This is a genomic window from Paenibacillus sp. J23TS9 (genome assembly GCF_018403225.1).
Classification (GTDB): Bacteria; Bacillota; Bacilli; order Paenibacillales; family Paenibacillaceae; genus Paenibacillus_AQ.
In genome coordinates this window covers 508,362-522,657 of sequence record NZ_BOSG01000003.1, presented here as the reverse complement: position 1 = coordinate 522,657, position 14,296 = coordinate 508,362, and the positions used below count along the sequence as shown (strand labels likewise).

At 45.0% G+C, this 14,296-nt stretch carries 12 protein-coding genes and 1 pseudogene; 7 read left to right on the top strand and 6 right to left on the bottom strand.

The features are described from left to right. Positions 1-824: 824 nt before the first annotated feature. Positions 825-1,559 carry a YheC/YheD family protein gene (locus KJS65_RS20790; RefSeq protein ID WP_213651752.1) on the bottom strand — a complete coding sequence of 245 codons (735 nt, stop codon included), beginning with the start codon at positions 1,557-1,559 and terminating at the stop codon, positions 825-827. A gap of 219 nt (positions 1,560-1,778) precedes the next feature. On the opposite strand from KJS65_RS20790, the gene KJS65_RS20785 reads away from it, so the two are divergent. Continuing rightward, the gene (locus KJS65_RS20785; protein WP_213651751.1) at positions 1,779-2,357 is read left to right on the top strand and encodes a TMEM175 family protein; all 579 of its coding nucleotides are present in this window, start codon (positions 1,779-1,781) and stop codon (positions 2,355-2,357) included. A gap of 252 nt (positions 2,358-2,609) precedes the next feature. Here the strand turns inward: KJS65_RS20785 and KJS65_RS20780 are convergent, their stop codons facing one another. Continuing rightward, entirely contained in the window at positions 2,610-3,188 is a 579-nt protein-coding gene (locus KJS65_RS20780) for a TetR/AcrR family transcriptional regulator (protein ID WP_213651750.1), read from the bottom strand. Between the two features lie 283 nt (positions 3,189-3,471). On the opposite strand from KJS65_RS20780, the gene KJS65_RS20775 reads away from it, so the two are divergent. Next, a complete protein-coding gene (locus tag KJS65_RS20775) occupies positions 3,472-4,665 on the top strand; it encodes an MFS transporter (RefSeq protein WP_213651749.1) in 1,194 nt (397 codons plus the stop codon). 208 nt (positions 4,666-4,873) lie between these two features. On the opposite strand, the gene KJS65_RS20770 is transcribed toward KJS65_RS20775, so the two are convergent. Further along, positions 4,874-6,202, bottom strand: a complete 1,329-nt coding sequence (locus KJS65_RS20770) for an amidohydrolase family protein (RefSeq protein WP_213651748.1) — start codon at positions 6,200-6,202, stop codon at positions 4,874-4,876. Between the two features lie 158 nt (positions 6,203-6,360). On the opposite strand from KJS65_RS20770, the gene KJS65_RS20765 reads away from it, so the two are divergent. Next, a complete protein-coding gene (locus KJS65_RS20765) occupies positions 6,361-6,789 on the top strand; it encodes a MarR family winged helix-turn-helix transcriptional regulator (protein ID WP_213651747.1) in 429 nt (142 codons plus the stop codon). 260 nt (positions 6,790-7,049) lie between these two features. Then, complete coding sequence (locus KJS65_RS20760; protein WP_213651746.1) at positions 7,050-7,652, top strand: class I SAM-dependent methyltransferase; 603 nt, start codon at positions 7,050-7,052, stop codon at positions 7,650-7,652. A 64-nt stretch (positions 7,653-7,716) separates the two neighbouring features. On the opposite strand, the gene KJS65_RS20755 is transcribed toward KJS65_RS20760, so the two are convergent. Next, a complete protein-coding gene (locus KJS65_RS20755) occupies positions 7,717-9,171 on the bottom strand; it encodes a DHA2 family efflux MFS transporter permease subunit (protein WP_213651745.1) in 1,455 nt (484 codons plus the stop codon). 167 nt (positions 9,172-9,338) lie between these two features. On the opposite strand from KJS65_RS20755, the gene KJS65_RS20750 reads away from it, so the two are divergent. The 3 genes and pseudogenes from KJS65_RS20750 to KJS65_RS20740 all read left to right on the top strand — a co-directional run. After that, positions 9,339-9,893: a TetR/AcrR family transcriptional regulator gene (locus KJS65_RS20750; protein WP_213651744.1), complete on the top strand. Its 555-nt coding sequence runs from the start codon at positions 9,339-9,341 to the stop codon at positions 9,891-9,893. Between the two features lie 213 nt (positions 9,894-10,106). Then, positions 10,107-10,811, top strand: coding sequence for a hypothetical protein (locus KJS65_RS20745; RefSeq protein WP_213651743.1), 705 nt, complete (start codon positions 10,107-10,109; stop codon positions 10,809-10,811). Between the two features lie 11 nt (positions 10,812-10,822). Continuing rightward, positions 10,823-11,080 (top strand): annotated as a pseudogene (locus KJS65_RS20740) (CD3324 family protein); the annotation flags it as partial. Between the two features lie 504 nt (positions 11,081-11,584). Here the strand turns inward: KJS65_RS20740 and nspC are convergent. Beyond that, the gene (nspC, locus tag KJS65_RS20735) at positions 11,585-12,712 is read right to left on the bottom strand and encodes a carboxynorspermidine decarboxylase (RefSeq protein WP_213651742.1); all 1,128 of its coding nucleotides are present in this window, start codon (positions 12,710-12,712) and stop codon (positions 11,585-11,587) included. A 1-nt stretch (position 12,713) separates the two neighbouring features. Then, positions 12,714-13,952 carry a saccharopine dehydrogenase family protein gene (locus KJS65_RS20730; protein WP_213651741.1) on the bottom strand — a complete coding sequence of 413 codons (1,239 nt, stop codon included), beginning with the start codon at positions 13,950-13,952 and terminating at the stop codon, positions 12,714-12,716. Positions 13,953-14,296: the final 344 nt, after the last annotated feature.

The following is a 14,296-nucleotide window of genomic DNA, read 5'->3' as shown; positions in this document are numbered from 1 at the left end:
ACTTGCAAGGCAATTCTTTCCGGGGAAAAGATTCAGCTACTTCTGTTAAACTACCGGAGAAGATAAAAATTAACACACGAAAGCAGGACACTATGGGTTAAAGAATGGTCGCCTTTGATTTGGCAACAGCCTAATATACTTGCCGCTATTAAAAACATCTCAATGACGACAAAAGATAAAGAGGACCGCAAGTTAGCAAGCATCATAAGCTGTCGTATCCTCGCAGCCACCGGACAAACGTACTTTTATTTTCTTGTCCACTTGTATACCTTACCAAAACGATTCTATTGCATTTAATGAACATATCAATGACAAGGGAGGTTTTGGTAATGGGAAATAGAGGACCTAACGGTTATGACCCTGTTCAGATCTTCAACTCTACTTCGTTTAATGCGTTTGGGAAAGTTGAGTATGCTACCTTCTTTTGTAGTGACGACAATTATAGTGTTCTGCGTGACGAGACTTGGAGAGCTTCGAGCCGCGGCGTCTGCTTGGTGACTAGAATCACCGCAACGGTTAGAACGCCGAGTGGAAATATCGAAGCGGAACCTTATACTTCTTCCGGCACATCTTTCAGCCAGTTTGCCATTATACAGGTAGGGGTAAATAAGTTCCAAGTGACGCGCGTTGTAAGTAGAAGTGCCAAAAGAAGACGTAAGTGACATCTCAAGCGTTGCATGATCAAGAATAGGGTTCAACATGAAAAGACGACAGGCCAAAGATCAAAGGCTGGTCGTCTTTTTTTCGCTTTAATACTTCTTAAGATATCAGAACGTATAAAATTCGAAGCAGGATCTTCCTGATATCGCAAGAAAAACAACATCTTAGTGCGGTCTATCTCCATTGAGAGTACGTCGATAGATGCTTTGCTTATACCATAATATTCTGCGATGCATTGAGGAATCTTTCAAGAGCCGGAAAGGGCGCAGGTCCGGTTGATAATTGCCTTCAATGATCCAAATCCGGCGGTTCCGGTCGATGCCGATATCGAACCCGACTTGTCTAAGCGTGGGATAACGCTCTCCCAGTCGTTTGGCAGCGAGTAGTGCGATCTGTTCCGCTTTGACAAGCAAGCTCCGATCTCCGATTCGGGCTAATTTTAGCGCCTCAAGCACTGGAATGGGGCGGCTGGTCACATTGGTGACCAGATATCCCTGCGCTGCCACCTTCGCGTACGAGCCTGTCACGTTCCAAGTGGAGGAAGAGCCTTTTTTCCGCTGAACCATGATCCGGATGTCGAACGGCTTGTGCCCAACTTGAGCAAGCTGCAGACGCCTTTGGACAATATATCCATAACCTTTATTTATTTTACTAAGCTCCTTGAGCAATTGATTGGTGTCTCTCATGGTGACCGTATTCTTTTCGTTTTGAACCCGATAGGTATTTGCACCGTTCCGATGAATGAACACGATATCCCTTCCGTAACTCCCATCGCGAGGTTTCAGTACGACGCTTCGATATTGAAGCAGCATGTTCGATAAAGCATTCTTTTTAAGCAACCGTGTATCTGGCAAACGTCCGGCGAGAGAGGATCCATTGCGAAGGATGCGATATTGCAACCATTTATCTCTTTTGATTAACATTGGAATCACAGCCTTTTTCAATCGTCTACGGTCATTCTAAGTCAAATGAGTGATCAGCATAAGTGGTTTTCGTCCATATTGATGTGCCTAAGCAGGTAAAGAAGGCTTTTTCTTGACGTGATGAAGGGTTTTATGCAAAGTTACTAGTATCGAAAAGGTTAATATAGCGCGAGAAGCGAGAGAGGGTAAGACACAATGAAGGCGAATCGGATGGAAGCGTTCAGCGATGGCGTACTGGCGATTATCATTACGATCATGGTACTGGAGTTTAAAGTGCCGGTAGGTCATGACTGGTATGCGCTGATCGAGCTCGGCCCAAAGATTCTTAGCTACATCTTTAGTTTCGTATATATCGGCATCTACTGGAACAATCATCATCATCTGCTGCACATGGTTCGAAAGATGAACGGGCCGTTGATGTGGCTCAATTTGCTGCTTCTATTCTGGTTATCCCTTGTTCCGTTTACGACAGCTTGGATGGGGGAAAGCCATTTTGCAGCCACTCCTACAGCGCTGTACGGTATTATACTATTACTCGCAGCATTCTCGTACTGGCTGCTTCAGCGGGCGATTATTAATCAGCATTCCAGCGATTCCTCATTCTTTTTGATGATGGGAAAAGACTGGAAGGGGAGAATATCCCCCTTACTCTACTTAGCTGCAGCCTTGACCGCATATGTGAGTCCTTGGATATCTGGCTTCTTTTTTGTACTCGTTGCCGTAATCTGGTTCATGCCGGATAAGCGAATCGAGCATGCTCTGAAAGGGCGTTAAAAATACGTGCCGAATGAGTGACTTCCGCCTATCTTGTGACGGAAATGGCGGCGATGCCGATTTTCGGCAAGCTGTGGGAGTTCGCCAAGTGAAAGGCAATCCGGTTCTCAAAAAGCCCTTGCTCCATGAGCAAGGGCTTTTTGATTCGATGAATAACGAAGCGCCAAAGCCGCTTGAAAAGAAATCTCCTGCCAAGGCACTTACGTTCTGCCCGGCGCATTCGATATTTGTTGGATGTACGACAAATACGACTCAGGTTGAACGGATTCCTTCAAATGCATTTTTGACTAAGTTCTCCACATAGGGTTCGTCCAAGGTTTCGCCTGTCACAAGTAAACGATAGAAAATCGGCCCGTAAATGAGATCGATGCATATGCCAATGTCGAGATTATTTTTCAATTCCCCGCGTTGAACCCCTTTTTCCAAAAGACCTCTAGCCTCAAGTCGGCGGGGACGGAAAAACCGAGCACGATAGGCCTCCGCCAATCCTGAATCGAACTGCCCTTCGCCTAATAACTCCGTAATGATAGTCCCCTCTCGGCTTGTCAAAAACCTGGTTAAATTCGTGGCGTGAATTAAAATATCATTAAATGTTGTACCTGTATCAGGCACGGGTAATCTGTTTGTGGCGGCATGCAGGAAACCATCCATAACCACGGCAGCCTTATTAGGCCACCATTTATATATCGTGGCTTTGCTAACTTGGGCACGATCGGCAATTTTATCCACTGTGACGGCTTGAAAGCCATTTTCCAGCAATAACTCATAAGATGCGGAAAGAATAGATTTTTGAGCTTCTATATTACGCGGCCGGCCTCTTTTTCCATTCATCGTCATCATCCTCTTTCGTTCATACATATCTGATCCGATAAAAATAAACTATACGTTCAGTATACCAATTATGAATAAAAAATAAAATTGTGATTACCTATTTACAAAACTGCACGTTCAGTATATTATTCTGTTTATACAATTTATAAACTATACGTTCAGTATTTTAAATAGAATGGAGGAATTACGCGAGGAGGAAGCCGGCTGGAATTGTAACTGTCGTGAAGCCATGAATTTATTGACTTTAGAACACAATATATTTCTATATAAGGAGTTGCCTAAAATGACTGCGTTAAAAAAACAATCGATCGAGAGTAATATCCCAACATGGTTAACCCTGCTTCTGGCGGCCGCATGCGGCGTCATTGTAGCTAATCTTTACTATGCGCAGCCCTTGGTTGGGGTCATCAGCTCTTCCATCGGGCTATCCGCAAACAGTTCCGGCTTGATCGTGACGTTAACACAGATAGGTTATGTAGTCGGCTTGTTATTTATCGTACCTATGGGAGATATCGTTGAAAACCGAAAATTGGTTGTCGCATCTTTACTTCTCACAGGTGTTGCACTTGCAATCACGGCAATGTCGAAACAAGCTGTGCCATTCTTGGCGGCTTCGTTTATCATCGGCATAGGGTCGGTCGCCGCACAGGTTCTCGTGCCTTTTGCGTCATACCTTGCATCCGATTCTTCACGCGGTCGCGTTGTCGGCAATGTCATGAGCGGTTTGTTGCTTGGCATCATGCTCTCGCGTCCGTTGTCGAGCCTGGTGGCCGACTTCCTGGGTTGGCATGCCGTATTCGCCTTGTCTGCTGCAGCGGTTATTATTTTGGCGATCGTACTGTCCAAGGTGCTGCCTGCAAGAAAGCCCATGACAGACACACGCTATACCGCTCTGCTCGGTTCGATGTGGCACCTGCTGCGCACAACCCCGATCTTACGCCGCCGGGCTGCCTATCACGCATGTGTGTTTGCAACTTTCAGCTTATTTTGGACTACAGTTCCTTTACTGTTATCCGGCCCGATCTTTCATTTTTCACAGATGAACATTGCATTGTTCGCGCTTGTCGGAGTCACGGGCGCAATAGCCGCGCCTTTGGCCGGACGGCTGGCAGACCGCGGCTGGACTAAACCCGCAACAGGGATTGCACTCGCCACTGTCATCAGTTCGATGCTGCTGCCCCTTTTGATCCGTACGGGTTCAATTACCGGAATAGTCGTTCTCGTCGTTTCAGCTATTTTATTGGACGCCGGCGTATCCGCAAATCTTGTGCTTGGACAACGTGCGCTCTTCTCGCTGAGTCCGGAAATTCGCAGTCGGCTGAATGGGCTTTTTATGGCTATCTTCTTTTTTGGCGGTGCCATCGGATCCGCAATTGGGGGATGGACATATGCTACAGGAGGATGGAGTGCCGTGTTATGGATTGGAATGGTTTTCCCGATCGCAGCCATCCTTTATTTTGCGACAGAGAAGAAGTAATTCTATTCCACTTAGCAATAGGGAGATGCCTGGCCGTGCTACAACGCAGACAGCGTCTGGTCAAAAATACCATCCCGAGAATTTAACATTCCGGGATGGTTTATCGGAATCTTTTGAAGTTCTTTAGAAAACCGTACGACCAACGGTAATGACCGGCTAAATTAAGGATTAAAATATATCGTTTCAGATAATTTAATAAATGAACATGTTAAATTGGCAGAAATAATTCACTTCGTTGCTGCACACCTTTGGACCATACGGCTTTGATGGACAAGGTATCGGAGATATTGGTTGTCGGATCGCCATTTACCAGTACAAGGTCAGCGCGTGAACCTGCGGCAATCCGGCCGCGATCGTTAAGACCAAAGCAACGGGCCGGTTTCGAAGTAGCGGATCGAAGCGCTTCTATCGGAGTGAACCCGGCCATAACCAGCAATTGCATTTCATGATGAACGCTGGCACCATGTGCAAGGCCTCCGAGATTTGGAACGGGAACAGGGGAGACATCCGTACCGACCAGAATATCCACTCCGGCTCGGTGGAGATCCATCACGTTTTTAAAGCTATTCTCCATATTGCCTTGCGGGAAAGTATTGAAACTGGAGTTCAAAATATCGATCCATTCAGGACTTAATTTGGAATATACACGCGGGTCATTCGCCAAATCCGATGCCGGATTCCCAAGTATGGACGAGTTCAATACCAAACATGGTGTCACGAACGCGCCTGAATTGGCTATGGATTCAACCAATTTGGGCGTGTGTTCGGGCCTGTCGATAAACAAGTGGCCCAACCCGTCCACTCCAATATCTATGGCGGTTTGCGAAGTATGAGCAGTCAAGACGTGGGCTATGACGATTTTATGGAACTTATGAGCTTCTTCCACGGCTGCTTTTAGAATCTCGTCGCTTAAAACAGGCAGACCAGGAGCAGCCATGACCGTCCCTTCTTCAATCATGATTTTGATAAAGTCGGCACCATTCTCTACTTGGGTATGCACATGCTTGATCGCTTCCTCCACTGTCGTCACTTGGGGTACTTCTTCGTGATCGTGAGCGTAAGCGGCTAGCATAGCTTCCCGGTCTTCCTCTGATAACTTCTCCAGTTCCTTTAATACGAAATCAGGAATTTCATCCCCATCCGGAAGAAGTTCATCCGGATGACCGCCTGGAGCGGTGATCGCTGTACCGGTAGAACGGACATCGGCGATATCATTCACATTTTTTAACTGGATTGCCCGCCCTCTTTCCGTAAAATCACCGTTCATTTCGAGTTCTGTCGTAACACCGAACTTTAAAGCATCCCGTAACCCACCAATCGAAGTGTGAACATGCGCATCAATCAAGCCCGGCAATAAAGTCGCATCCTTCGCATCAATGATCATTGCATTTGCTGGAAGATCACCACCTACCGCAATAATGGTTTCCCCTTTGATGACAACATTTCTTGAATCGATAACTTTTTCCCCATCGAAAATACGTACATTGGTAATCGCCGTAACTGTTTCTAACGGAGAGCTTTGAGCTGCATTCTTCATTTTGTTATTCCTCCTTGGAGTTGTACTGGATCACTTCGGAGTATAACTGTTAGGAAACTAACTGTCAATAAACTAATATTTAATTGACATGCAAACTAGATCTCTGTATAGTTTATTTACTTACAGTTAGTTTCCTAATAATTTGGGGAGGTACGAACATGGAGTCTCGCAAGGATACCCCTTATCTGGATTTGTTTCAGATTATCGGCCTTAAGTTAAAGAAAAAAGCGGATGAGAGCATAAAAGAGTTAGGGTTAAATGCCCAGCAAGGGAAAATAATAAGTTATATCTACGAGAACCAAGAAACTGATTTAATTCAGAGGGATCTTGCCGATCGGTTTCATTTGCGCGGAGCCAGCATTACAAGTATGCTTCAAGGCCTTGAGCAAAGAGGGTTCATCGAGCGAAAAATCCCAGCCAATAATGAACGGCAAAAAAATATTTATGTTCTACCAAAGGCCGTTGAATTAATTGAAGACTTTAATGACTCCTTCCAAAGGGTGGAGGACGAAATCGTTCAATTCCTCACCGAAGAGGAGAAGCAAACCTTAAAGGAATTGTTGTTCAAAATTAATGAACGCTTATAATGGCATATGAATTTACCCCGCATGCTTGAAACCCCATTGGCTGCCATCCCAGAAGTTCCTGAGTTGCAACGCTTGATCTCGGGATATCGAGCGCTGCAAGTGTGCAGATCTGCTGTGAGTGCCCCGGCGAAGTTCGAGAAGTCGTGATTGAATGCCAGATGAATGGCGCCATCCGCAGCAGCCGCATCACTACGAAGGCTGTTATAATTACCCCGCGATGGGACCATCCTCATATTAAGGCAGATAGGAGAGAGTTACGAATGGGAAATACGGATAAGTTTGAAATGATAGCTAATATATATGACACTCCTGAAAGAATCCAAATTGCAAAGGTATCTTCAGATGCCATTCGTGAATATTTAGTTGACGCTAAAAGTAAGAATGCTATTGATTTTGGGTGTGGAACTGGTCTTGTTGGAATGAACTTGTTAAACGAGTTTAATTCCGTGCTTTTTCTGGACACCTCACAAAACATGATTAATCAAATAGAGCAAAAAATTTCTGGTTTTAATATTCAGAATGCAGGTACATTATGCTTTGATTTGGAAAAGGAAGGCTTATCGGATTTACATGCTGATTATATTTTCATGGCCCAGGTTCTGCTTCATATTCCTGATGTTGAACTGATCTTATCAAGATTATTTGATGTTTTAAATGTTGAAGGACATTTACTCATCGTCGATTTTGATAAAAATGAAAAAGTGATTTCAGATATCGTGCATAACGGATTTGATCAATTAAAGCTAACCGAAGTTATGACTAAAATAGGGTACAGGAATATTCAATCCAAAACTTTTAATCATGAAAGTAAAATATTCATGGGACAGGATGCATCTATGTTTATTCTTGATTCTCAAAAATAAAGCCGACGTTTCCTTTAGATGTCGGCTTTTTTTCAGCCCCGGTTACAACAGAGGACCTTCCTTGTTAACTATGGTTTGCTTTCTTTTCAACCATGGCCTTTTTTTTCATGGGCATAAATAAGGTGATAACAAACGCGACAACCGATAGAATCATCATAAAGTAATAGGCATCACTTGCTCCTAAAATGGACGTAAGAGATTTAAGGAGCTCACTAGTCGTAGAAGGATTGTTCTGCATCACTGTAGCTGCATGGCTTGTTGCCTGCACGGTATAAATCGTAATGACGACAGCAGTACCAATGGCTCCGGCAATTTGGCGAACGGTATTATTTACTGCCGTACCATGCGTACCGAGTTGTTTGGGCAGCGCATTGAGTCCGGCCGTATTGAGCGGCATGGTGATGAAGCTGAGTCCAATCCGCAGGCAAATGGTACGAATCATCAAATACATATACATTGTCGATGCAGATAAATCGGTTACCGCCCACATAGATGGAATAATAAACAGTAAACCGATGATGAACAGCGGCTTCGCACCGAAACGGTCGTATAATTTACCGGTAACGGGCGACATCAACGCATTGACAAGCGCACCCGGCAATAAGAGCAGTCCAGCATCAAACGCTGTAAAACCACGGCCATTCTGTAGATAAATGGGCAGCAGGATCATATCTGCGTACATCATCATCGTAATTAATACGTTAATAATCGACGTTAGCGTAAAGACTTTATTTTTGAAGACAGACAGGTTGAGCAGCGGATCATCGGACTTGACTTGGCGAATGCAGAATATGGCGGTCACAACGATCCCGATTCCTAAGGACAGAATGACTATAGCATCATCCCAGCCCTTACTGCCGGCGCTGCTGAATCCGTATAAAATCAAGCCAAATCCGGCGGTTGATAACAGAACGCTTACGACATCCAGCTTCGACTTCGACGTTTCGGATACATTTACTAAATACTTGAATGCTAGTGCTATGACAATGATGACAAGTGGGATGAGACCGATAAATAACCAGCGCCAGGAGTGGTATGCGACGATAAATCCCGAGAGCGTCGGTCCGATGGCAGGAGCGAAAATCATTGCCAGTCCAAGCAGTCCCATCGCGCTGCCGCGTTTTTCGACGGGGAAGATGGCAAGCACAACACTCATCATGAGCGGCATGACGATTCCTGCACCGGCAGCTTGGATCATCCGTCCTAATAAGAGTACAACAAAGCTTGGCGCCGCCGCACAAACGATCGAACCAATGAATAAAAACAACATGGCACTTATAAATAACTGACGCGTTGTAAAGCGTTTCATTAAATAGGCTGTAATCGGAATCAGTATCCCGTTGACCAGCATAAACCCCGTTGAAATCCATTGTACGGTTGCTGCCGTGACATCAAATACATCCATCAGATTACTCAAGGCGACATTTAATAGTGTCTGATTGAGCGTCGATAAGAAACAACCCAAGATTAAAATGGTGAGTAAGATCCCTTTATTTATTTTCTTTATGTCTTCCTGCATTGTTGCCGTCCTCTCCTCATTGCTTTTTCGACAGAGTGTCAATAAAATATATCATATCAACATTTATGAATGATTCCTATTTGCAATTCTGCTGAAAGTGTCGACTAATTGACAGAAGGGGGAAATTAGTTGATGAAGTGTCAAAAATACGATAATCGAGGGATGAAATGCCTGAACATAAAAGAGTCGATCCACGAGCCATTCGCTCAAAAAAGATGCTGAAACATGCCGTTTTTTCATTACTGGCTGATAATGTGGAAGTTTCTCAATTGACCGTCCAAAAAATTGCCAACCGAGCAGAACTAAACCGTGCAACGTTTTATTTGCATTATGAGGATATTAACGATTTGCTGCGCCAGATCGTGCATGAGATCTTTGACGACCTGTCCATGAAAGTTGAACCGCTATTACAAGTGAAGAGCAGAAACGAACAGGAGCAGCTGGTTATATTTTTAAATTATTTTTATGAATACCGAAAGGTTTTCGCTGTATTGGTTGAGCATCCGGGCTTCAAAAAACACTTGTCCAACCTGTTGAAAAAAACGATCGAAATACGCAGGGAAGCACGAAATATTAACTCCGCAAAGAGCGTTGCCTCGGTTGATATCGTTGCTTCATCACTTCTGGGGGTTATCATGTGGTGGATCAAAGAGGGAACGGAGCATAGCGCGGAATATATAGCGGATCAGGTTACCTTGATGTATAAAAGAAAATATTTGTGACCAAAGGCGTATGCAGCAGCGAGTCTTTAGTGATTTTGGATGAACTCGATGAGGGAGCTTATCAATAAGTGAGGACAAGTTTTTTCGGCGGCTGTGTAAAGTTCGTTTAAGATATTCATTGCCTATATGCCACGTAATTCTAATGTTATTCTTACCCTATATCAGATGCGCTCTGATGACTCCAAATTTTAGAAAGAGAAGGGAGATAACACAATGGGTAAGGATTATATCATAAAATCGATACTTTCTGAAAAAGTTTCTATGACGCCGAATGGTTTTGTCGCAGATCAATTAAACCCGGAACAGTTCCTAGAATGCCACGAATTATTTTTTGACAGAATCCTTGAAATTCATTCTTCCGATATAACATCTGTAGAAGGATATGGTGAGTTTAACGAGGAATGTAAAACAGAATATGGGACCTGTAAGGAATTTCTGGTCGATACATTCGCAGAAGATAAAGAGGGATATTGGTATCATTGGAAAGAGATGTTTGAGACAACGATTCTCGATCAATCATTTTTCGAAGCATACTTGCAGGAAATGAAGGACCGAATCCCGTATTGTGAGGGTAAGCGTTATTTGGTGTATAACAATACGTTCTTCATCAATATGATTACGGATGGAAAGACGACTGTCGGGTTCCCTGACTGGAGCAGATCCGGCATCTGCGATTTTTTGCTCGATTTTGCCATTATGGACCTGAACAAGCCGTACCTACATATTCCGGAATTGTTGTTCGAGTATTGCAGTAAGCGGGGCATCGTCATACCGGATTTTAAAGAACGATTCTTATGTATGGCTTATTATAAAGGAATTGATACCCTGCGTTGGCATGCATCCATTGATGACACGGAATCCTGCATGTCCATCATGAAATCCATCAGCGGACTGAAAGATCGAATTTACGCCTTATAGACGGTGAAATTATGAAATATGAAAATGCGAGCGATATATTACCTGTCGAACTGCTGAAAGAAATCCAAAGATACGCTGCAGGGAAACTACTTTATATTCCCTCCGGGGAGGAAAAGAGGGCTTGGGGCGAAACATCCGGTTACCGGGAACAGCTGCAGAAGCGCAATCGAATGATTCGCAATAAATATGCCCATGGTACCACGGTTTCGGAACTTGCGGACGAGTACTTTCTATCTCTGGATTCCATTAAGAAAATTATCTATTCCAAACATAACGGCGAGAGCTTAACGTATGCTCCAACGCTAGAATCGGCTGTACACTACACCAATGCCGGAATGATTGAAGAGTGGATCCAATGCTATCTGCTGCTTACCCGGAAAGATGCTCCGACAGTACAAGATGTGATTCATGAAGACTTTCTCTATCTGGGGATCGTGAAGTTCCCTCTGCGTCTCATTCAGCTTGAGGAATGCGATATCGGGGAGGGTGGCGGAGACGAAAGTGAAGATGATATATCCGTGTCTCCGCCGCTTCTTCTCGAATATGAGGAAGGGAAGTTTTATTGCACCGGGCAGCGGGAGTTCATGGTTTCCTTAAAAAAACGCAAAATCAATGCCTTTCCGGCCATCATTGTTCTGAAGGGAAATACCGGGTATAAAAGATTCATGAAATACTATGGGAATAAGTTTATTTATATTGATAAAGTCTGAATATAAAACGGGCCACCCGCGAAGGGTGGCCCTAAACTTGTCGTTATACATATCGCGCTGCACTCAAGCGAGTCTCGTCTTGAAATCCTGATAACCGAACTCGCGCACGATGCGGCAGTTGCCGTCTTTGTCCTGCACGGCGATGGCCGGTAGCGGCATACCGTTGAAGGTATTGGTTTTGACCATGGAGTAGATCGCCATATCTTCGAATACCAATCGATCGCCGTTCTTTAAGGGCTGATCGAAGGAATAGTCACCGATGACATCGCCCGTAAGGCAGGTCGGACCGCCAAGCCGATAGGTGTACGGCTTCTCGCCGGCTTCGCCCGAGCCGACCAGCGGCGGACGATACGGCATTTCCAGCACATCCGGCATATGACAGGTCGCTGATGTGTCCACGATCGCAATCTCGATGCCGTTCTTATGGATATCCAGCACGGAGGTGACCATATAGCCCGCATTGAGCGCGATGGCTTCCCCGGGCTCAAGGTAGACTTCCAAGCCGTATTTATCCTGCATTCGCGAAATGCAAGCTTCGAGTCTTGGGATATCATAGTCGTCTCTTGTGATATGATGGCCGCCACCGAAATTGATCCATTCCATCTGCGGCAGCCATGGCCCGAACTTGTCTTCGACCGCATTCAGCGTGGTCTCCAAATCGTCCGAGTTCTGTTGGCACAGGGTATGGAAGTGCAGTCCCGAAACGCCCTCAAGCAGTTCCGGTCGGAAATCCTCCCGCTTCACGCCGAATCTGGATCCCGGTGAACAGGGATCATAGATTTCATGTCCCTCTTGCGTCGAGCATTCCGGATTGAGGCGAAGGCCAACTTTTCTACCCGCAGCAAGAGCTTTTGCTTTATACTTTTCCAGCTGGGAAAAGGAATTGAAGATGATATGGTCGCAAATGGATATAATTTCGTCGATTTCATCCTCGCGATAGGCAGGGGCAAAGACATGATTTTCTTTGCCCATTTCTTCGTGCCCCAGCCGCGCTTCGAATAAACCGCTCGCGGTTGTGCCGCTTAAGTATTGCCCGATAAGGGGATACATGGCGGTCATCGAAAAAGCCTTTTGCGCCAGCACAATCTTGGCTCCCGTACGCTGCATGACGCCATTCAAAATTTTCAGGTTTTTTTCGATGAGTGCTTCATCGACGACGAAACAAGGTGTCGGTAATTCCCCGAATCGCATATTAGCGAACGAGCTCCGGCTGTTTAGCTTCCTCAGGCAATGCGTCAACCAGCACCGGATTGAAGTCTTCTACCCATGGAAGTCCCCATTTGTTCAGCTCTTCCATGAATGGATCGGGATTGAATTCCTCGACATTGTATACGCCCGGTTTATTCCATTTGCCGGTCATAACCAGCGCTGCGCCGATCATGGCAGGAACGCCAGTTGTATAGGAGATGGCTTGGGAGCCCACTTCTTTATAGCACTCTTGATGATCACAAATATTGTAGACATAGTACGTCTTGTCTTGGCCGTCTTTCTTTCCTTTAAAGATACAGCCGATGTTCGTCTTGCCCACCGTGCGAGGTCCCAGGGAAGCCGGGTCCGGGAGTACGGCCTTCAGGAATTGTAGCGGAATGATTTGTTTGCCTTCGTATTCGATCGGTTCGATGGAAGTCATTCCTACGTTTTCAAGCGCCTTTAAGTGCATGAGATAGCTTTGACCGAAGGTCATGAAGAAACGGATGCGTTTCAGTCCAGGCATATTTTGCGCAAGGGATTCAAGCTCTTCATGGTAGAGCAGATACATATCCTTTTGGCCAACTTCAGCGAAGTTATATTCACGCTTGATTTCCATCGGCTTTGTTTCGATCCATTGCCCGTTTTCCCAGTAGCGCCCATTAGCGGACACTTCACGGATATTGATTTCCGGGTTGAAGTTGGTTGCGAAAGGATAGCCGTGATCCCCGCCGTTGCAATCCAAAATGTCGATATATTCGATTTCGTCAAAATAGTGTTTCAGCGCATAAGCGGAGAATACGCCCGTAACGCCTGGATCGAATCCGCTGCCCAAAAGAGCTGTGATTCCTGCTTTTTCAAAGCGTTCGCGGTAATCCCATTGCCATTTGTATTCGAATTTCGCCGTATCTTCCGGCTCATAGTTTGCCGTATCCATATAGTGCGTTTTGGTGGCCAGGCAAGCATCCATGATCGTCAAATCCTGGTAAGGCAGAGCCAGGTTCATGACGATATCCGGTTTGACTTCGTTAATCAGTGCAATCAGCTCATCTACGTTGTTCGCATCGACCTGTGCGGTTGTGATTTTGGTTTTGCCGCCGTCCAATTTTGCTTTCAGCTCATCGCATTTGGATTTCGTACGGCTGGCGATGCAGATTTCTTCGAATACCTCGCTGTTTTGAACGCATTTATGAATAGCTACAGATGCTACGCCGCCGGCGCCGATGACTAGTGCTTTTCCCATTTTTTTCGATCTCCTATTCAAAGTGAATTTTTTTAAATGTAAAAACGGCAACAAAAAAAGCAAGCGAAACACGCATCATGCGCATCACACTTGCTTTGATATAGTCAAATAATAAGATCGTCCCCATAAGCATGACCGGACAAACCTCTTGCGTGCTCGTCAGTCAGCCATAAAACTCAAGAGTTATATGGAAGGCGCTTCATATTCAAATATATCATGTTAGGATCAGAGTCTATATAGCAAATAATTACTTTTACCACTCTTATTGACCGTTTCACAAGTTGTGTGCATATGCACTGGTTGTAAAGTAACCAACTTATAAAATTTGAGCTTTTAACTCAATC